The sequence below is a fragment of the Rhizobium sp. RSm-3 genome (assembly GCF_001854685.1).
Classification (GTDB): domain Bacteria; phylum Pseudomonadota; class Alphaproteobacteria; order Rhizobiales; family Rhizobiaceae; genus Rhizobium; species Rhizobium ecuadorense.
The window spans coordinates 147,305-166,930 of the sequence record NZ_MAWZ01000059.1 but is presented as its reverse complement, the minus strand read 5'-3'; the positions used below and the strand labels follow the sequence as shown (position 1 = coordinate 166,930).

Sequence of the window (19,626 nt, the reverse complement as noted above, 5' to 3'; positions counted from 1 at the left end):
TGGCATCGACATGGCTGCGGATAAGTCTTGGCGTCGTCTTTCCCGGCGACGCGCTTTAGAACGTCGGTGGCGTGCAGGCGCTGATGACTTCGCAAGGCACCGGCCCGACACAGCGGAACCGGTGCGGTCGCCGGCTTTCGAAATAATAAGCATCACCCGGCCCGAGGATACGCCGCTCGTCATCGACGGTCACCTCAAGCCTTCCCGAGAGCACGATCCCGCCCTCCTCTCCCTCGTGAACGAGCGGAATCTTCCCGGTACCGGCGCCCGGCTGGTAACATTCCTTGAGTATTTGCAGGCTGCGCCCGAACAGGTTTTCCCCGACCTGCCTGTAGGAGATGGCGCCCTTGCCGATCTCCACCAGTTCCTCGGCCGCATAGAAGGCCTTCCTCGGACGCTCGGGCTCAAAGGCGAAGAACTCCGCCAGGCCGATCGGGATGCCGTCCAGAATTCGCTTAAGCGCCCCGACCGAGGGGTTGGAGGCGTTCGATTCGATCAGCGAAATCGTCGAATTGGGCACGCCGGTGCGCTTGGCGAGTTCCCGCTGGGAAAGCTTATGGGCGATGCGGAGATGGCGAAGGCGGCTGCCGATATCGACTGACATGATGCGGTCCGTTTGTGTTGTCCAGAATATCGAAAAACATATCCGCATGTCCGTTGAGTTTCAATGACTTGTACCGCAGAAGAAAAGGACTTGTTTGACAGGGAGAAATTGCCATTCTCCCCGCCATTCAACGGAGGCCAGCATGGACCAGATCAGCAAGACGAACGCGCCCGTACTCGAAAATTTCTGGATGCCGTTCACCGCGAACCGGCAGTTCAAAGCCACGCCGCGCCTTCTGGCCACCGCGGAGGGCATGTATTACACCGATGTCGATGGAAACCAGGTGCTTGACGGCACCGCCGGGCTCTGGTGCTGCAATGCCGGCCATGGCCGCAAGAAGATCGCCCAGGCGGTCGAGCGGCAGCTTTCGACCTTGGATTATGCTCCGACGTTTCAGATGGGCCATCCGATCGCCTTCGACTTCGCCGCGAAGCTGGCTGCGAATGCGCCGGGCGGTCCGGACGGCAAGCTCGACAGGGTCTTCTTCACAGGCTCGGGTTCGGAATCGGTCGATACGGCGCTGAAGATCGCCATTGCCTATCAGCGCGCCATCGGCCAGGGCACCCGCACGCGCATCATCGGGCGCGAGAAGGGTTATCACGGCGTCGGCTTCGGCGGCATTTCCGTCGGCGGCCTCGTCAACAACCGGCGGGTCTTCCCGCAGATACCGGCCGACCATATGCGCCATACGCTCGACGTCGAGCGCAATGCCTTTTCGAAGGGCCTTCCCGCCCACGGCGTGGAACTGGCCGACGACCTGGAACGCCTGGTGCAGTTGCACGGCGCCGAGACCATTGCCGCCGTCATCGTCGAACCGATGTCGGGATCGGCGGGCGTGGTCCTGCCGCCGAAGGGCTATCTGGAAAAGCTGCGTGCAACCGCCGACAAGCACGGCATCCTGTTGATCTTCGACGAGGTCATCACCGGCTTCGGCCGTCTCGGCACGCCTTTCGCGGTCGATTACTTCGGCGTCGTGCCCGATCTCGTCACCACGGCAAAGGGCCTCACCAACGGCGCGATCCCGATGGGCGCGGTCTTTGCCAGCCGCAAGATCTATGATGGCCTGATGGTCGGCCCGGAAAATGCGATCGAGCTCTTCCATGGCTATACCTATTCCGGCCACCCGGTCGCCTGCGCAGCCGGGCTCGCCACCCTCGAAATCTACGAGGAGGAAGGGCTGCTGACCCGCGCAGCCGAGCTTGCCACCCACTGGCAGGAGGCGCTGCATTCGTTGAAAGACCTGCCCAATGTCGTCGACATCCGCAATCTCGGTCTGGTCGGCGCGATAGAGCTGGCGCCCCGAGCCGCAGCGGGAACCCGCGCCTACGACGTCTTCGTCGACTGCTTCAACAAGGGCCTGCTGATCCGCGTGACCGGCGACATCATCGCGCTCTCACCGCCGCTCATCATCGAGAAGGGCCAGATCGACACGATCGTCTCGACGATCGCCGACGCGCTGAAGCGCGCCGCATAGACCTGTCGACGGAAAATATCGACACGACGACCTCGGGCAGCACGCTCGGGGTCGGAAGACTGCATCCTGCCAGGCACTCACGGTCGAACGTAAAGATTTATTAACTCTCAGACCCCAGAGTCGGGGTTAATCGTTAACCAGCCGCGAATCGGGGGCCCGATGGGGTGCGCCTCAATTGAAAGCCTTTGCCATTTCAGGGAACTTTCCGAGGTTCCCGCTCACCGGCAATTGCGCAACAGCGATCTGCTGGAACAACTGAGGAAGGCCGTCGATTTCCGCTACATCGCCGTCGGTGGACTGGATCTTGAAGGATATCGGATAGGGAGGGGCCGCTCCATCGATACCGATATGCCGCCCGCCTATATCGACACCTATTTTGGAGAAAAGCTCGGCCTGTCCGATCCGCTTGTCGTCCACTCGCTCGAACGAACGACGCCGCTGACGGAAGAAGAAGCCTTCGATATCGTGGCGCCGACCCAACGCCTCCGGTATTTGCTGCGATCCTATGAGATCGGGCGGCGAATACAGATTCCGCTCTCACGGAATGGCTTTGTCTACGCAGGGGTTTGCTTCACGCGAGAAAAGCCGTTCACCGCGAGCGAACAGGAACTGCTTGTCTTCTTTGCCGAGCCGCTGCATCGGGCGATCACCAAGCCGCTGATGGACCGTTTTGCCGCCGGCGTCCTTCGCCTGACCAGCGGCGAACTCCGCTGCCTCGAACTCGCGGGTAAAGGGCTCACCAGCGAGGAAATTTCCGGTGCGTCGGACTATCAAACGGAAACCATCAACAGCTATCTGAAGAGCGCGACGAAGAAGTTGGGGGCGGCCAATCGCGCCCATGCAATTGCCGAAGCGATCCGCCGGCAACTGATAAGCTGACGCCCGGAACTCCGAATCATGAAACGGCTCCGCGAAACGGGGCCATTTTTTCGTTCGGACGTATGCTGCAGCCGGACGGCTCGAAGCTCGCCATTCAAAAATCGCAGAGAGTATCCAGATCACGAAGCGTTTGACGAAAATCAATTTGGGGGGTCGGTTTGGTTAACCGCAAATAAACCACCTTATCCCATTTCTGGGGTCATCGATCAGGCGGGTAGACGCCCAGTTCCGACATGACGACGGGCTTCGATGTGATTGCGGCGCGTGCCCAATTACGGTTTTCAGTTGAGGTCAGAATGTCGAGTCACTCTCATATGCATGCCAGCAGCAATTCGGTTCCCGGTTACGACAGCGGAGCCGCCAAAACCAAAAGCCGAAGCGTCGAACGCCGTCTCGATTTCATGCAGCTCGACCATCAGGGACGCGCAGGCATCCGCGCTCTGAAGACGCTGATCGAACGCGAACTGCCGCACGGATTGGACAAGTTCTACGCTCAGCTGCGCAAGAGCCCGGAAGTCAGTCGCTTCTTCTCGACGGAGGAGAATATCGCCCGCGCGAAGGGTGCGCAGGCGGGCCACTGGGTCAATATCGCCGACGGCAATTTCAACGAGGATTATGTCGCCAAGGTCAAGACGATCGGAACCGTCCACGCCCGCATCGGCCTGGAGCCGCAGTGGTATATCGGCGGCTACGCGATCATCGTCGATCATCTGATCAACCGCGCCGTCGAGGAAATGGTCCCCAAGGGCGGGGTATTCTCGAAAAAAACGATGAAGCCGGCGGAGTTCGGCAACGCGTTGGCAAGCCTCGTCAAGGCTGTCATGCTGGATATGGATCTCGCCATCTCGGTCTATATCGACGAGGCGGAGATCGCCAAGCAGAAGGCCCAGGCCGACGCAATCGAGGCGGAGCGGCAGCTTGTCGGCACCACTTTCGGCAGAGCCATGGCAGCGATTGCCGCCAAGGATGTCAGCTACCGGATCAACGATGATCTACCGGAAGCCTATCACGCCCTGCGTGACGACTTCAACAATGCGCTGGAACAGCTGTCGACGACGATCGAGCAGATCAGCGGGTCTGCTACGCAGATCAATGCGGGGTCGCAGGAGATCCGGTCCGCCGCGGACGATCTTGCCAAGCGAACCGAACAGCAGGCCGCCTCCATCGAGGAGACGGCGGCCGCGCTCGAGGAGATCACCACCACCGTGAAGGACTCCAGCCGGCGCGCGGAAGAGGCGGGGCAACTGGTCGCAAAGGCCCGCATCGGCGCCGAGAAGTCGGGCCAGATCGTCCAGCAGGCCGTCGCCGCGATGGGGGCGATCGACAGCTCGTCGCGGGAGATCTCCAACATCATCGGCGTCATCGATGAAATCGCCTTCCAGACCAACCTTCTGGCGCTGAATGCCGGCGTCGAAGCGGCGCGCGCTGGAGAGGCCGGCAAGGGCTTCGCCGTCGTCGCCCAGGAGGTTCGCGAACTGGCGCAACGTTCCGCCAAGGCGGCAAAAGAGATCAAGGGGCTGATCAACAACTCGGGCGAACAGGTAAAGGCGGGCGTGTCCCTGGTCGGGCAGACCGGCGAGACGCTGACGGTGATCGTCGACGAGGTCCAGGAGATCGACCGGCACATCGGCGCCATCGTCAGGGCGTCGAGCGAGCAGGCAACGGCGCTCCACGAGATCAACACTGCCGTCAACGCGATGGATCAGGGCACCCAGCAAAACGCCGCCATGGTCGAGCAGTCGACCGCGGCGAGCCATGCCCTGGTCCAACAGGTCGGCCATATCGCTCAGATGCTGAGCGAATTCCACATTGGCAAATCTGCGGCATCCCAGATGCGCCCGGCCCGACAAGCAAACAGCCCCTCGACAGCTGCCTCGCCGGCGCGCGCGTTGCGGGCAAAACTCGGCGCGGCCTATCCGAGCCATGGCAACGCCGCCATTGCAAGCAGCGAGTGGGAAGAGTTCTGATGCCGCCGGCTGGTCTCGACCGCAGACCGGCTAAGATCATCGCTGCCCGCTGACACGAAGCCAAGATCCTGCTCATGCCCATCCGCAGAAGATGCGGCCGGTCATGAGCAGCCTTGTCGCGATCAGGCCCTCAAGGTCTGCGACGGCAGTTGACCGAAACGCTTGCGGTACTCGGCTGAAAATCGCCCGAGATGGGTAAACCCCCATCTGAGCGCGATGTCGGCGACGGCCTGTCTCGCGCCGGATTCGAGCAGATCGCGATGGGCGGCAAGCATCCGGAGTTCATGCAGGTAGGCCATCGGCGTGGTATTCCTGAACTGCCGGAAACCCTGTTGCAAGGTGCGGACGCTGACCTTGGCTGCGGTCGCGATGTCGTTCAGCGAAATCGGCTCGGCCATATGTTCCCGCATGAAGTCGATGGCCCATTTCACGTGGCGAGGAGCCGGGGCCGGCGCGGGAAGCGCAAGCGCCTCCGAATAACGATGGGGACAGGTCTCCAGAAGCAGGTAGACTATTGCGTCGCAGAGCGCGCGCAGAGCCAGCGGCGACTGCTGCAGCGGCCCCTCGCCGCTGAGCCCGCGATGGAGGCTTGCGGCGAGTTGCTGCAAGACGAGCCCCGAACCGTTCGTCAGATCGATGGTCGGATGAAAATCGGTGTCACCGCTGATCGTTCGCTCGAACATATGCGTCAGCTGCCTGTTGATCCTCGCCTGATCGACAAACAGACCGAGATGGCGGCGCGGGCCGATCAGGCGGGAACCCGAGGCGCGGCCAGCCCCGAGAATGGCGCCGCGACCGGGAATCGAATGGATCTGTTCCTTCCCGGCATCGAAGACGGCATTCCCCTCCATCGGCAGAAAAATGATCACCTTGCCGTTGGGCGCCTCGCGCTTGAGCGAGATCGTGCCGTCGTAGGCACAGTCGGCGATGGTCAGCTCTTCCGTCGAGATGAAATTGCAGTAGTAGGCGATGGGCGTGCCGGCTTGCGCCGCGGCCTTGATCGGGGAGCTCGGCGTCGACAATATTTCCGAGAGTGCGTCCGGGTCCGTGCCGCTGAAGGCCGTCTCCCAAAACAACGGGCTCTGCCTCGCCGGATCGTGGAGGGAGCTGCTATGGGCTGGCATATTAGAAATATGAGACATGCGCGACCTCGAAAGACAATGATCGCGAGTGATAGTTGATTTCCGCAATCATATGTTTTCTTTTTTCGTTCCCCGGCATATTTCAGTGATATCGATTAATTGCCAGATCCTTCGCGTCGATTTCCGGATTGGCGCCGCCGACCAGATCGCTGATCAACCGCGCCGAACCGGTGCTCATCGTCCAGCCGAGCGTGCCGTGGCCGGTATTGAGGAAGAGGCCGATGATCTTGGTCGGGCCGATGACCGGGGTGCCATCCGGCGTCATCGGGCGCAGGCCGGACCAGAAGGACGCCTTGGAAACGTCGCCGCCGGGGAAAAGATCGGTGACCGAATGTTCCAGCGTGCTGCGGCGTGCGAACCCGAGATCATTGGTATAGCCCGAAATTTCAGCCATGCCGCCGACGCGGATGCGGTCGCCGAGCCGGGTGATTGCGATCTTGTAGGTTTCGTCCATGACGGTCGATTCCGGTGCGCGCGACGCATCGGTGATCGGGATGGTGAGCGAATAGCCCTTCACAGGATAGACCGGCAATCTGATGCCGAAGGGCTTGAGCAGCAGCGGCGAATAACTGCCGAGCGCAACCACCACCGCATCCGCACTCATCCGCTCGCGCTCGCGATCGCCGTCGCCATCGCGATGGCGATCGGTGATGACGCCGCGCACGCGGCCCGCCTCGACATCCAGCGCCTTGATCGTCGTGCCATAGGCAAAGCGGACGCCGAGCGCCTCGGCTTTGGCGGCCAGCGCATTGGTGAATTTGAAGCAGTCGCCGGTTTCGTCCTTCGGCGTCAGCAGGCCGCCGACGATCTTGTCGCGCACGTGTTTCAGTGCCGGTTCGAAGCGGATGCAGCCGTCCCGGTCCAGCACCTCATAGGGAATGCCGTCGGCCGCCAGCGCCTTGACGTCCTTGGCCGAGGCGTCGAGCTGCTGCTGCGTGCGGAACAGCTGCAGCGTTCCCTGCATGCGTTCGTCATAGGCGATGCCGGTCTCGGCGCGAAGGTCGGCCAGCGCGATGCGGCTGTAATCGGCAAGCCGCAGCATGCGGCTCTTGTTGATCGCGTAGCGCTCGGAGGTGCAATTCGACAGCATCCGCGCCATCCACGAGAGCATGGCCATGTCGAGCTTCGGGCGCAGGATCAGCGGCGCATGTTTCATGAACAGCCACTTCATCGCCTTCGCCGGAATGCCGGGCGCTGCCCATGGCGAGCAATAGCCGAAGGAGACTTCGCCGGCATTGGCAAAGCTCGTTTCCAGCGCCGGGCCTTTCTGCCGGTCGACGACCGTGACCTCGTGGCCTGATTTCGCCAACTGATAAGCGGATGTGACGCCGACGATACCGGCACCCAGAACAATGACTTTCATGATCTTCCCAATGATGGAGCCGCCGGGCTCTCAGCGATATTGCCTGTCGTAACGATCGCCCAGACCGGTTAGGATTTCGTAAGATATCGTGCCGGCATCGCGGGCGATGTCCTCGAGCGTCTGGTTCGGGCCGAGCACTTCGACCAGACTGCCCAGTGTCAGGGTGCCTTCGGGCAGTGCCGAGACGTCGACGGTCACGCTGTCCATCGAGACGCGGCCGACGATCGGCAAGCGGATGCCGTTGACATAGACAGCGCCGCGGTCGCTGAGCGACCTGGGCAGACCATCGGCATAACCGGCGGCGATGGTGGCGAGACGCATTTCCCGCTCAGCGACATGCGCGCCGCCATAGCCGACCTTGGTGCCTGCCGGCACGGTGCGGGTCTGCACGACGGCGACGTCGAGACTGACGACCGGCTCCATCGGGTTCGCCTCGCCGGTGTTGGGCGCGCCGCCGTAAAGCGCGATGCCGGGGCGGGCGAGCACGCCATGATAGGCATCGCCGAGGAAGACCCCGCCGGAATTGGCGAAGGACATGTCGAAGCCGGGAAATTCATCGGCAATGCGGGACATCTCGGCCCATTGTTCGCCGTTCTGGTCGCTCTCCATATCGTCGGCTGAAGCCAGATGGCTCATGATGAACAGGATTTCGACATTGCTGCCGTCGCGAAGCGCTGCGGCCAGCTCGGCTCGTTCCTGCCGGGGAAAGCCGAGCCGCGACATGCCGGTGTCGAATTGCAGCACGGCAGGCAGGCAGCGCTTCAGTATGCGCGCCGCCGCCGACCATTGCCGCCACTGGGCGAGAGAGTTGAGAACCGGGACGATGCCCATCTCGGCGCAGGCGATCTCGTTGCCCGGCTGCAAGCCGTTCAACACGAAAATCTGAGCATCGCGGGCAAGGGTTGGCCGCAACCTGACGGCCTCGACAAACTGGGCGACGAAAAAATGCCTGCAGCCTTCGCCGTAGAGCGTTCTCGCAACCCGCTCGGCGCCGAGGCCATAAGCATCGGCCTTGACGACCGCCCCCGCGCGGACCGGCGCCAGCATCGATACGAGCTTGCGGTAGTTGCGGCCAAGCGCGGCAAGATCGATCGTCAGATAGCCCGTGGCTCCCTGCGCGGTCGTCGTGGTGCGTGTGCGGGAAACCAAAATACCGCTATCCATATCCATCCCTCTCGATCTCAAGAAAGTTTATGAAACAATGCGCGAAATTGCCTATCAATCAGCAGTCTATTATTGCACGATTTACCTATTATCTGCATAATCAACGAAAATTCGGAATAATCCATCATGCCCGCCCTCGACTCGATCGACCGCAATATCCTGAGACTGCTGCGCCTCGATGCACGCATGAGCAATGCCAAGCTCGCCGCCGAGATCGGCCTGTCGCCATCGGCCTGCCTCAGGCGCATCAAGATCATGGAAAAATCAGGGGTGATCCGCGGCTACACGGCGCTGGTGGACACCGGCAATGCCGACGAGATGATCGCCGTGATCATCAACATCACGCTCGAGCGACAGACAGAGGATCATCTCGACCGCTTCGAGGCGGCGGTTCGCCGGCATCCCGAGATCCGGGAATGTTTTCTGATGACGGGCGGTTCCGATTATCTCTTGCGCGTGGAGGTCGCCAGTCCGGGCGAGTTCGAGCGGATCCACAAGGAAATACTATCGACCCTGCCGGGCGTTCTCAGGATTCATTCCAGCTTCTCGATCCGCAATGTTCTGGCGACGCGCACCAGAGGCCGGCGGTGAGACGCGATCCCCACGTTCATATCAATTCAAGCGCCGTGGCCCTGGCGACCGCTTCGCTCGTCGTCGCGACAGTCAGCTTCCGGCGTGCCGAGGCGAGATAGAGCTGTACCGCACTCACTGAAATGGACAGGCGGGCGCAGATCTGTTTTGCCATAAGGCCGCTGGCGGTCATCTCCAGGCATTGCAGTTCCCGGCGCGACAATTGCGGAAAATCCGCAATCTCCCTCAGGCCCGACAGAACCATGGCCCTGTCGTGGAGATGGTGGGCGAGAAACTGCAGGTCGCGCATGCTGTCCATGCGGAACTGCCGCCAATAGGCATCGGGATGATTGGACGTGACCGTAAACAGCGATCGCTCCCCTTGAGGTCCTCGCACCGGCAGAGTCACGCCTTGACGGCCGATGCCGAAAGCCATGGCCTCCTTGAAGAAGCCATAGGCTCGGCCTGAATCCCATTTCGATGCGGACCATTCCACGGGCAGGAAGCCGCGCCTGCCGAGACGCACGACCGGATCGATGCTGAAATAGTCCCGGTCACGATATTGTTTCACCCACTCGGGCGGATAGGTCAGCATCAGCAATGGATTGCTGTCGGCCGCCCCCGAGGAGCGGGTCACATGCAGAACCATATGCGATATCGCATAGATGTGACGGACTTCATCCAGCGTCGTTTCCAAATCCCGCAATGTCGGCGATGCCGAGATCCGGTCCAGACAGTAGAAAAAACGAGAACTGCTCAGCATGAGATGGACTCGTGGTTGCGTATTTTCCTAACTGCTCGCAGTGGTAACATTTCGCGATTGCCGAGAACAGCATATTTTTTGGCAACCATGGCGCGACATGAAGAACAGGTTAAAGACTGGAGAGACCTATCCCACTGCTGGGCGTTGGGACAGCGACGGCGCCTACCGCACGCCGCCATCGACAAGGGCTTTGGCAGGATAGGGAGAGGCTTGCTCCAGAAGCCGGGACAGGTTGGCCCGAAGGGTTCGACAATTGTCCGCCGTCACATCCCATAGGCCAACATACAGCTTGCCGATCTCGGGCCGGGATCGGGCAAGCGGCGTCGGCTTCCAGCCGATCCTCCGGTACACAGCGACCATCGCGACGTCATAGACGCCGACAATGCTCTCGATACCGGTGTCGAGCGCAAGATCGCAAAGCCCTGAGAGCAGTTCCGTGGCGACTGCGCGCGATTGCTCCGTGTGTCCGGCATGCGGATGAAGGCAAAAGCGGGTACATTCCCAGGTCGTCGGGCTATCGACGTCGATAGGCTGATCGAAAAAATGCCGGAACTCGCTTTTGAGCATCGTTGCTCCGGTGGTCGGCAGCAGGCGCAACGAACCCGTCAGCGTGCCGGAAGGTTGCTGCGTGACGAGATAGACGGGATCCTCGGCCTCGTCGTATCGGTCCCTCTCCCATTGATCCCGGACATCGACCTGCCATCCCAGCCGATCGCGAAAAACGGCGGCGCGAGCCCGAAACATCTCGTCGAAAGCCCGTCGATCGGTCTCGAGCATGTCTTTGGTGAGTATCCGCAACATATCCGTCCCTCCTGATGTGCCGACGTTTCAACAGGAGGCCGGCCGGGCGCAATCTGGATATTTCACCAGGTTGACCGGTGCTTGGCTTTGCCGTCCCCTTCCATAAGAAATCTCTGATATTCGTCGATCGAAAGCTCTTGGTAATTGCCAATTTTAACGCAACAACGGGAGGATTCTTGATGACCCATGACATGGCACGCGGCAAACGTATTCGAGAGGCGATATCCCGCGGCAAGTTCCGGAAAGTTCACGCCTTGGCGGCCGAACTGGACGTGTCCGTCGCCGCCGTCTCACGCTGGCAGAATGGCGGCCATACCTCGCTGGAGAGCGCCTGCGCGCTCGCCGACTTGCTGGATGTCTCCCTCGACTGGCTGCTGCTCGGGCGAGGCACGATGGACTGGCATAGGAACAGCGCGATCTCCGCCACGGAATTGCAAATGGTTCTGGCGTTGCGCAACCGGTCTGCGGCAACGCGGTCCAATCTCGTCGGGCTGGTTGAATCCATCCCGCCGGAGCACCCGTAACGCCAGGCGCAATTCTCTGAGATTTTTTGACCTGAGATCAACAGCTTTAGGTTGATAAAAAGCAGATCGTCGCCGATATTTCTAGTTAAAGGTTCAGCGGCGGCGGGTGGCCAGCATCTTCCCCTCGCCGCCGCAGAGACCTTTGTTCACTCTCAACGCCCATACGGCCGCAATATTTCTCCCATCCGGGTCCGGAATATTTCTCGATCTGGTCCCGGCAAGTCTCAACCGATCTTGGAGACAGTCAATGACAGTTGCGCTTTGGAGTCAGTCAATGACGGGTGCGAACCCGGCCCATATCGGCGCCAATGCGCCGACAGTCAAACCGCGGCCTGCCTTTGCGCAGACCGATCTGGTCGCATTGTCGCGCTATTTTTCTCTTCTGATGATGCGCAACATCACCAGCGATGGCTATGTCATCGAGGATCCGGCATCGCCCGGCGTCTTCTCCGCCCCCGGCTGCGTCATCGCCGCCCCCTCCTATCCAGCGAACACGCCGGGCGTCGACCAGGACTATGTTTTCAACTGGGTCCGCGACGGGGCGATTACGGCCATCGAGATCGCGCTTGCCGGCTTGCTGCCCGTTTCGGGCGGGGTTTTGCCGAGCCTGGTCGACTATGTGAACTTCGCCGCGCTCTGCCAGGCGAATGCGAAGAATTCCGCGACCGTCACACTTGGCCACGCCTGCTTCACCATCACCGGCGAGGTTCGTCCGTGGTCGGAGCAGAATGACGGGCCGGCCATTCAGTCGATTGCGATCATGACCTTGTTCAATCAGCTGGATGGCGCCACGCAGACGATCGCCAAACAATTGGTCGAGACCAACCTCTCTTATCTTCTCGAAGTTTACCAGAACAAGACCACAAATCTCTGGGAGGAATATGAGGGCTATTCGTTTTTCGCACGAGCCGTACAGCTGCGCTTTTTCCGGGAAATTTCCACAAACACGATCGGCATTGCGGTGCCTGCCGGGGTGGCCGATGCCATCTCCTGGCTGGAAAGCCAGCTGGCCACCCACTGGAACGGGCAGCTCTATGTGAGCATTCTGGATGCCGCGGAGCAAGCCGGCTACGACGCGAACATCGATATCGTCTCTTCGGTCTGCTATGGCGGGATCGAGCCGACCGATACCAAGCTTCTGGCAACGGCGGCCATCCTGCGGCGCCAGTGGGCCGATCCTTCGTCTTCGAACTATTATCCGGTCAATGGCGCCGATGCGGCCAGGGGGCTCGGACCGCTCTTCGGGCGCTATCCAGGAGATCATTACGATGGCGATGTGGCGGCTCCGGTTGCCGGCGGGCATCCCTGGGCTCTGTGCACCGCCAACTTCGCCGAGTTTCAATATCGGCTTGCCAATGCCATCGAGGCCAGCGGCGCCCTCCCCCTCGATCAGTTCTCCCAACCCTTCTTCGCGGAACTGGGACTCGGCGCATCCAGCAGCGCCGCCGACGCGTCGGCAGCCTTGCGGGCTTCGTCCGACGTCATGCTGCGCGCCATCATCTATCACAGCGATCACTATGAGCTGAGCGAACAGTTCGACGGAACCGTCGGCTATGAGAAAAGCGTCAGGAATCTGACCTGGAGCTATGCCTCCTTCCTCTCGGCAGTCAGAGCCCGCTCCGCCGCCGCCCCAGCCAAGTCCAAACCCCGAAACTCCCGCGGCCCGAAATCATGACGATTTCAGGCCGTCCGGCCTGAGATCTCGATTGAGTCCAGAACGGCATGATCCGCAAAGCCTGATGCGGCTTTCCGGGATTAATGGAGGACTAAAGTGCTTTTTCCCCTCGAATCGGCGATAAAGGCCGATGTCAAGACTGTCGCAGAGTCTGGCGACTACGATATCGTGATCGTCGGCAGCGGCATTTCAGGCGCCATTATTGCCAAGCAGGCTGCGGAAGCGGGCAAGCGTGTCCTTATCCTTGAAGCCGGAACCGGTGCCAATAGCACTCTGGCTGGCTACGACAATCTGCTGACGACTTTCTATTCGGCCGCCTCCAAGGACAACCAGTCGCCCTTTCCGCTGAATGCGAACGCGGCCATGCCCCGCAGCCCGCAGCTTCGCAAGCTGCAGGCGGGGGAAACCGATAGCTCGAGCTATATCGTTCAATCCGGCCCTTATGTCAGTGATACGACATATACCCGTATTTTCGGCGGAACGACCATGCACTGGGAGGCGAAAACGCCCCGTCTGCTTCGCTCGGATTTCAAGACGCGCACCATTTTCGGCCAAGGGCTGGACTGGCCGCTGAGCTTTGAGGAAGTCGAGGAGGATTACCGCCTGGCCGAGCGGGAAATCGGCGTGTCGGCGAATGTCGAAGATCAGCAATATCTGGGGCAGACTTTCCCGGACGATTATGTCTTTCCCATGCGCGGCCTGCCGCTTTCCTATCTGGATCAGCAGGTCAACAAGGGCATCGAAGGCACCAGCGTCAAACTTTACGACAAAACATATCCCCTGAAGGTCAGGCCCTATCCGCAGGGGCGCAACAGCATACCAAACCCGGCCTATGACGGGGGGAAGGGCTACCGTCCGATCGGCGCCGTCGATACGCATCAGGTCGAAGAGGGCGGCCGCTGCCAGGGCAACACCAACTGCGTACCGCTCTGTCCCGTGCAAGCGCGCTACCACTCCGGCAAAACGCTTGCCAAGGCGTTCGCGGTAAACGGGGAAAGGGGCGAGCGGCTTGTCGAACTGCTGCCGCAGGCGGTCGCATCGAAGGTCAACATCGACCCGGATAGCGGGAAAGTCTGCTCTCTCGAGGTCAAGATTTACCAGGACCCGGCCTCACCGGCCCACGAGACCATCACCGTGAAGGGCAAGGTTTTCGTGCTTGCGGCAGGCGCCATCGAAACGGCGCGCCTCATGCTGGCCTCCGGCCTGCGCAGCACCAGCGGTCTTGTCGGACGCAATCTGATGGACCACGCCTATCTGCTGAACTGGGCGCTGATGCCGGAAATCTGCGGCACGATGCGCGGAACCAGTTCGACGGGTGGTATCGTCGACCTGCGGGACGGCCCTTTCCGGGAAAGGCAAGCCGCCTTCGCCATCGATATCCACAACGACGGCTGGGGTTGGGCCACGGGTGCGCCGACCTCCGACCTTCTCGAACTGGTGGATGATCGCAACCTTTACGGAGCGGATCTTCGGCGCGGCATGATCGACCAGGTTTCGCGGCAGTTGCTGCTGGCGTTCATGATCGAGGTCATGCCCGTCGAAAGCAATCGCATCGCGGTGGATCCGCAATATACCGATGCTCTGGGCAACATGCGGCCCATCCTGTCCTTCACGGTTCCGGAATATACCATGAAGGGCGCCGCCTATGGCCGCCAGTTTGCGCGCACCGTCTTTACCCGCATGGGCGCGCAGGACCATACCCATTACGACCCCGGCGATTTCGGCTATGTGGCCTATGAGGGGCAAGGCTATGCGATCCGCGGCGGCAATCATCTGGCCGGTACTCATATCATGGGAACGACGAAGACCAACTCCGTCGTGGACAAGAACCAGCGCAGCTGGGACCACGAAAACCTCTATCTCGTGGGCGGCGGCAGCATGCCGACGATCGGCACGGCCAATGTCACCTTGACGCTGGCCGCCATGTGTTTCCGAAGCGGTCGCGACATTCTGAAATCTCTGCATTGAACGAAAACCGGCATCCGCTGCGCGGAACGAACCGATCTCGACGCAAGCGACACGAAGCCGGCCGGTGCACCCAACTTATCTTTCATGGAGCCCTGAGCATGTATTCTTACAGTATTAAGACGCTCGATGAGCTGAAAGAGTTTCTCTACCGGGCGATGCAGCTCGAACATGCGACGATTCCGCCGTATCTGACGGCGCTTTACTCGATCAAGCCCGGCGTCAACCAGGATGCGACCCAGGTTCTGCGCGTGATCGTGGTGGAAGAGATGCTGCATCTGACGATCGCGGCCAATATTCTCAATGCCATCGGCGGCAAGCCGGATCTTGTCAGGCCGGACTTCGTAGCCAGCTATCCCGCCGCCCTGCCGGACGGCGAGACCGATTTCAAGGTCGGCATCCAGGCATTCGGCCGTGAGGCGCTGGCGACTTTCCTGAAAATCGAGCGGCCGGCCCAGCGTCCTGAACATCTCGTCGGCAAGGGCCTGATGTACCGCAAAACTCCCGCCGACATCACCGCGCTTGCCAGCCATCCGAGCCATGAGGACCTCCATTTCTACAGTATCGGCGAGTTCTACTCGGCCATTGCGGAAGGCATCAAATATCTGGAAGCCGAAGCGCATGGGGCGGGCACAACTATCTTTACCGGCGACAGGTCGCGCCAGATCACCTCGGAATATTATTACTCCGGCGGCGGCGAGCTGTTTCCCGTGACCGATCTGAAAAGCGCCCAGGAAGCCATCGAGCTCATCATCGAACAGGGCGAGGGCGACGGCGGCGGTATCTACGACGACAACGACCACGAACTGGCCCATTACTATCGTTTCGAGGAGCTGGTCAAAGGCCGCTACTACCAGAAGGGCGACCAGCCCGGCCAGCCCACGGGTCCGCACTTACAGGTCGATTGGGAGGGCGCCTATCCCATAAAAGAGAACCTGAAATTAAAAGATATACTCGAAGGTTCGGAACTGCGTGAGGCGGCGATCGCCTTCAACACGCGCTATGGCGAATTTCTCCAGCTTTTGACGCGTGCCTATAACGGCCAGCCAAACCTGCTGCTGGAAGCCGTTCCGATGATGTTCGAATTCCGCAACATGATTCTCGAACTCATCCGCAATCCGCTGCCGAAGCATCCCGGTAAGAACGGCAGCCCCACCTATGAGATCCCCGGCGGTATGACACAGCCAGCCGTCACCCGGCAGGCGGAGGTGAACGCATGAGCAGCCGTTTCGAACCATTTCTGGGTATCTCCGTCGAATTGACAGCCTTCTCCCACTTCGATCTTCTGGGAACCGGCCTGGCGGAACGCTATCTCGCCACGCTCGACAAGGTGGTCGGCAGCGAGATCACCGACGCGTTGCTGGCCGCTTTCACCGCCCTGCCGCCGCCGGAAGGTGAGGCCCGTATCCAGGCCGTTCGCACGACCATTCTCGGCAATGAATTGCTGGGAGACGTGGCCCGTGCGCTGATCAAGCTCTGGTATTCCGGCACCTGGTTCGAGTTGCCCACCACCTGGACGGAGCGCTTTGGCCCCAAGCCTGCGAATATCACCTTCGTCATTTCTCCCGACGCCTATGTCGAAGGTCTGCTCTGGAAGGCGATCGGAGCCCACCCTGCAGGCGCCAAGGGGCCCGGTTTCGGCTCCTGGGCCTCTCCGCCGAAAATTCCGGCTTTCTCCGGCTCTCGATTCCACAACCTGACCTGACGCCGCTTCCGTTTGTCTTCACAGAACTGGATCATTGCCATGACGACACATCTGCATCGACTGACGCCCTCCAAGGTCTGGCTCGGTGTCATCCCCACGCTCTGGTGGAATGACGATTTCATCAACATCGACATCGGCATCCCCTACGAGCAGGCTCTGAGTGAAATGGCGCTCGCCGGCTATGTCGGATGCGGCGTCGGCCATAAATATCCGACGGATCCGAAAATATTGCGGCCTGTCCTCGAACTCAGGGGATTGCGGATTTCCGAGCCTTGGGTGAGCACCTATTTCACCATCAAGGCGATGAATCGTCATACGCTTGAAAACGTCGATGCTCAGCTCGACTTCCTCGAAGCCATGGAAGGCGGCAGCGACGATCCGCGCAGGGCGGATCTTGTCGTCGCCGAGTTTGGCGGGGCGGTCAATCCGCTCCCGGTCGCCCTGTTTCCGAATTGCCCCGATTTCTCCGAGGACCAGTGGAAACAACTGATCGAAGGCCTGCATGCCGCCGGAGAGAAAGCCAGGGCCCGCAACCGCCGGCTCTGCTATCACCCGCATCTGGGGACCGGAGTGATGAAGACGGAAGCGATCCACCGGCTCATGGACGAGACCGATCCACGCCTGGTCAACATGCTTCTCGACACCGGACATCAGGCGGCTGCCGGCGTCGATCCGCTGGCGCTGGCCAGAAAATACGCCCACCGCATCAAGCATGTTCACCTGAAAGACATTCGCGCCGAGGTGGTTAAGAACATTCACAACGACGGCTTGTCCTTCCAGCAAGGGATCGAGGCGGGGATCTTCACCGTGCCCGGCGACGGCTCCATAGAGACCTTTCCGGAAATCCTCGATGCGTTGGCCGAGGCGGATTTCGCCGGATGGATCTGCGTCGAGGCAGAGCAGGACCCGGCCAAGGCCAATCCGTTGCAATACGCGAAAATGGGCCGCGAATATCTGCGCAAGCTGCTTGGATGGTAGCCCGACGCGGAGCGTTTGTTTCAGCCCGATGGCGATGTGAAGGAGGCGGGGACGGATCTCGCCTCATCACAATGCCGGGCGGGACACCATCCTGAACCACGCATTACTGGATAGTCACAGCTGGAGCGATGAAGATGGAAGAGGCACGCAGGCGCGATATATATTTCAGCTTCTTTATGTTTACAGCCGATTTGAGGCCGAATGACGCGGGCTATACCCAGGTTCTCGTCAGACATCTGAAAGCTCTTACCGAGATCGGCTACACCGGCTTCGATGTGCATATCGCCCCGGGACCGGCGTATGCCGATCATCACGCTGAGGTCGAAAGCTATATCAGCCTCAGACGAGCGTTCGATCAGGCCGGCTTCCGGGATGTGAAGTTCACAACCAATGTGGGGACCACGCGAACCTTCGATCCGACCTCGCCCTACGAGGAACAGCGCAAGCAGGCTTTGTCCTATCTCAAATCCCGCGTCGACATCACCTCGGTGCTGGGCGGGGAGAATACGATCATGTCGGGGCCGTTCCTGTACCCCTATGGTATCTTTCCGCTGACGGATGGCGGTGAAGGGATCTGGAGCGACGCGCTTCAGGATTGGATGAAGCCACGATATGCAGCGGCAGCCTCCGTCTTCCGGGAATTGGCGCAATATTCCGCCGAGAAGAGGGTGAAGCTCGCCATAGAACCCGTCAAGAATTGGGAAACGCCCGGACCGACCATGGTCTCGGAAGCACTGGATTTCCTCGAAAGCGCCGACATTCCGGCCTGTGGCGTCACGATCGATACAGCCCAGGTCGTGATGGAAAGCCAGGGGCCGGCAACCTTCAGGAAAAATGTCGCCCGTGCCGCACGGCAGAGCCGGCTGAATTACGTTCACATCTCAGCGCCGGACCGGGGCGCCGTCAAAGACAGCTGGATTCCCTGGGAGATCATGCTGGACGAAATCGAGCCGGTCTATTCCGGCCCTTATCTCGTCGAAGTCTTTAACGCGATTCCCCCCTTCGAGAGCTCGATGAGAATGACGCGCAGACGATTCTGGCGGCCCGGCGAGGACGCGCCGGAGGCTGATGTCGACAGCGCCTACGACGTTGCGCGTGCCGCCCTGAGGACATTGGAGGAAAAGATCGCGTCCCACGGCCGTCGATCTCATCCGTGATGGCGCGCGCGCAAACGCCAAACCTCAGCAAACGACCATTCAATCAGGGAGATACCTATGGTGGCGCAATTGCCGGATCCCATTAAAATCGTCAGGCGAGCAGGCGATGTCCGTATTCATACGTTCATTTCAGCTTTCACGGATGACAATATCGCCAATGCAACGCACATCATCGAAAGCAGGAACAAGCTTGTTCTTGTCGATGGGCAATTCCTCGTCCCCTATGCGTTGCAATTCAGAGCGTATGCCGACAGTATCGGCAAGGAGATCGACCGGATTTACCTGTCGCACAGGCACCCCGACCATTGGTTCGGCCTGGGAGCCGCATTCAGCGATATTCCGATTCATGCATTGCCGGAAACGAAGGAGTTCCTGAGGCAGCATGGCCAGGAGTCCCTGAATGACCATTGGAAACTGGGCAACCTCGCTCCGAAGAGCTTGGTCATTCCCGAAAAAACCGTCCGCGCCGGCCACGAGATCATCGACGGGGTCAAATACGTATTTGATGAAGTCGTTGATACGGAGATCGATTTTCTCCTCACCATAGGTCTTCCGGACGTGGGCGTTTTTATTGCGCAAGACCTGATCTACAGCGGAACGCACCTTTATCTGACGAAATACATGGAGCATTGGATCGGGATTTTGCAGGGCATGCTGCTGTCCGACTATGACCTGTTCCTTCCCGGTCACGGCTTTCCGGCTGACAAAAACGAGGTTGCCAAAAATATAGAGTATTTGTCCGTCGCCATGGAGGCCGCCGGCAACGGACTCGCCAATGATGCTTTCAAGCACTTCCTGCTGGAAAGATTTCCCGAGCGGAAATGCCCCGGAATATTCGACATATACATACCGCGCTTATTCGATAACGCGAGCGAGTTCTAATACACGTCAATTG

The 19,626-nt window shown here is 60.2% G+C and carries 18 protein-coding genes; 12 read left to right on the top strand and 6 right to left on the bottom strand.

Annotated elements, in window-relative coordinates:
- Positions 1–55: 55 nt before the first annotated feature.
- Positions 56–604, bottom strand: a complete 549-nt coding sequence (locus tag BBJ66_RS30960; protein WP_049732103.1) for a cupin domain-containing protein — start codon at positions 602–604, stop codon at positions 56–58.
- A gap of 142 nt (positions 605–746) precedes the next feature.
- Here BBJ66_RS30960 and BBJ66_RS30955 point away from each other — a divergent pair, with 142 nt between their 5' ends.
- The 3 genes from BBJ66_RS30955 to BBJ66_RS30945 all read left to right on the top strand — a co-directional run bounded on the left by BBJ66_RS30955 (position 747) and on the right by BBJ66_RS30945 (position 4,924).
- On the top strand, positions 747–2,078 hold the full coding sequence (locus BBJ66_RS30955; RefSeq protein WP_071092936.1) for an aspartate aminotransferase family protein: 1,332 nt from the start codon (positions 747–749) through the stop codon (positions 2,076–2,078).
- Between the two features lie 159 nt (positions 2,079–2,237).
- The gene (locus BBJ66_RS30950) at positions 2,238–2,957 is read left to right on the top strand and encodes a helix-turn-helix transcriptional regulator (protein WP_071092934.1); all 720 of its coding nucleotides are present in this window, start codon (positions 2,238–2,240) and stop codon (positions 2,955–2,957) included.
- A gap of 296 nt (positions 2,958–3,253) precedes the next feature.
- Positions 3,254–4,924, top strand: coding sequence for a globin-coupled sensor protein (locus BBJ66_RS30945; protein ID WP_083335667.1), 1,671 nt, complete (start codon positions 3,254–3,256; stop codon positions 4,922–4,924).
- A 122-nt stretch (positions 4,925–5,046) separates the two neighbouring features.
- On the opposite strand, the gene BBJ66_RS30940 is transcribed toward BBJ66_RS30945, so the two are convergent.
- The 3 genes from BBJ66_RS30940 to alr form a co-directional block, all read right to left on the bottom strand.
- Entirely contained in the window at positions 5,047–6,066 is a 1,020-nt protein-coding gene (locus BBJ66_RS30940; RefSeq protein WP_071092932.1) for an AraC family transcriptional regulator, read from the bottom strand.
- Between the two features lie 82 nt (positions 6,067–6,148).
- Entirely contained in the window at positions 6,149–7,429 is a 1,281-nt protein-coding gene (locus BBJ66_RS30935; RefSeq protein WP_071092930.1) for a D-amino acid dehydrogenase, read from the bottom strand.
- A 30-nt stretch (positions 7,430–7,459) separates the two neighbouring features.
- On the bottom strand, positions 7,460–8,593 hold the full coding sequence (gene alr / locus BBJ66_RS30930; RefSeq protein WP_071093099.1) for an alanine racemase: 1,134 nt from the start codon (positions 8,591–8,593) through the stop codon (positions 7,460–7,462).
- A gap of 126 nt (positions 8,594–8,719) precedes the next feature.
- Between alr and BBJ66_RS30925 the strand changes: the two genes are divergently transcribed.
- Positions 8,720–9,184, top strand: a complete 465-nt coding sequence (locus tag BBJ66_RS30925) for an Lrp/AsnC family transcriptional regulator (RefSeq protein WP_003575601.1) — start codon at positions 8,720–8,722, stop codon at positions 9,182–9,184.
- A 16-nt stretch (positions 9,185–9,200) separates the two neighbouring features.
- Here the strand turns inward: BBJ66_RS30925 and BBJ66_RS30920 are convergent, their stop codons facing one another.
- Together BBJ66_RS30920 and BBJ66_RS30915 are read right to left on the bottom strand one after the other, a co-directional pair.
- Positions 9,201–9,926, bottom strand: a complete 726-nt coding sequence (locus BBJ66_RS30920) for a helix-turn-helix transcriptional regulator (RefSeq protein ID WP_049732109.1) — start codon at positions 9,924–9,926, stop codon at positions 9,201–9,203.
- Positions 9,927–10,088: 162 nt separating this feature from the next.
- Positions 10,089–10,727 carry an acyl-homoserine-lactone synthase gene (locus tag BBJ66_RS30915; RefSeq protein ID WP_071092928.1) on the bottom strand — a complete coding sequence of 213 codons (639 nt, stop codon included), beginning with the start codon at positions 10,725–10,727 and terminating at the stop codon, positions 10,089–10,091.
- A 179-nt stretch (positions 10,728–10,906) separates the two neighbouring features.
- Here BBJ66_RS30915 and BBJ66_RS30910 point away from each other — a divergent pair, with 179 nt between their 5' ends.
- The 8 genes from BBJ66_RS30910 (at position 10,907) to BBJ66_RS30875 (ending at position 19,613) form a co-directional block, all read left to right on the top strand.
- Positions 10,907–11,251 carry a helix-turn-helix domain-containing protein gene (locus BBJ66_RS30910; RefSeq protein ID WP_012490137.1) on the top strand — a complete coding sequence of 115 codons (345 nt, stop codon included), beginning with the start codon at positions 10,907–10,909 and terminating at the stop codon, positions 11,249–11,251.
- A 247-nt stretch (positions 11,252–11,498) separates the two neighbouring features.
- Positions 11,499–12,926: a glycoside hydrolase family 15 protein gene (locus BBJ66_RS30905; RefSeq protein ID WP_071092926.1), complete on the top strand. Its 1,428-nt coding sequence runs from the start codon at positions 11,499–11,501 to the stop codon at positions 12,924–12,926.
- Between the two features lie 96 nt (positions 12,927–13,022).
- Positions 13,023–14,894, top strand: coding sequence for a GMC oxidoreductase (locus BBJ66_RS30900; protein ID WP_071092924.1), 1,872 nt, complete (start codon positions 13,023–13,025; stop codon positions 14,892–14,894).
- A gap of 98 nt (positions 14,895–14,992) precedes the next feature.
- Positions 14,993–16,111 (top strand): ferritin-like domain-containing protein, encoded by a 1,119-nt coding sequence (locus BBJ66_RS30895; protein WP_049732114.1) that lies wholly within the window; start codon positions 14,993–14,995, stop codon positions 16,109–16,111.
- A complete protein-coding gene (locus BBJ66_RS30890; RefSeq protein WP_049732115.1) occupies positions 16,108–16,596 on the top strand; it encodes a hypothetical protein in 489 nt (162 codons plus the stop codon). The genes BBJ66_RS30895 and BBJ66_RS30890 overlap by 4 nt, the downstream gene beginning before the upstream one ends.
- A gap of 39 nt (positions 16,597–16,635) precedes the next feature.
- Entirely contained in the window at positions 16,636–17,574 is a 939-nt protein-coding gene (gene iolE / locus BBJ66_RS30885; protein ID WP_071092922.1) for a myo-inosose-2 dehydratase, read from the top strand.
- Positions 17,575–17,702: 128 nt separating this feature from the next.
- Positions 17,703–18,731, top strand: a complete 1,029-nt coding sequence (locus BBJ66_RS30880; RefSeq protein ID WP_190238041.1) for a sugar phosphate isomerase/epimerase family protein — start codon at positions 17,703–17,705, stop codon at positions 18,729–18,731.
- Positions 18,732–18,788: 57 nt separating this feature from the next.
- The gene (locus tag BBJ66_RS30875; RefSeq protein WP_049732117.1) at positions 18,789–19,613 is read left to right on the top strand and encodes an MBL fold metallo-hydrolase; all 825 of its coding nucleotides are present in this window, start codon (positions 18,789–18,791) and stop codon (positions 19,611–19,613) included.
- Positions 19,614–19,626: the final 13 nt, after the last annotated feature.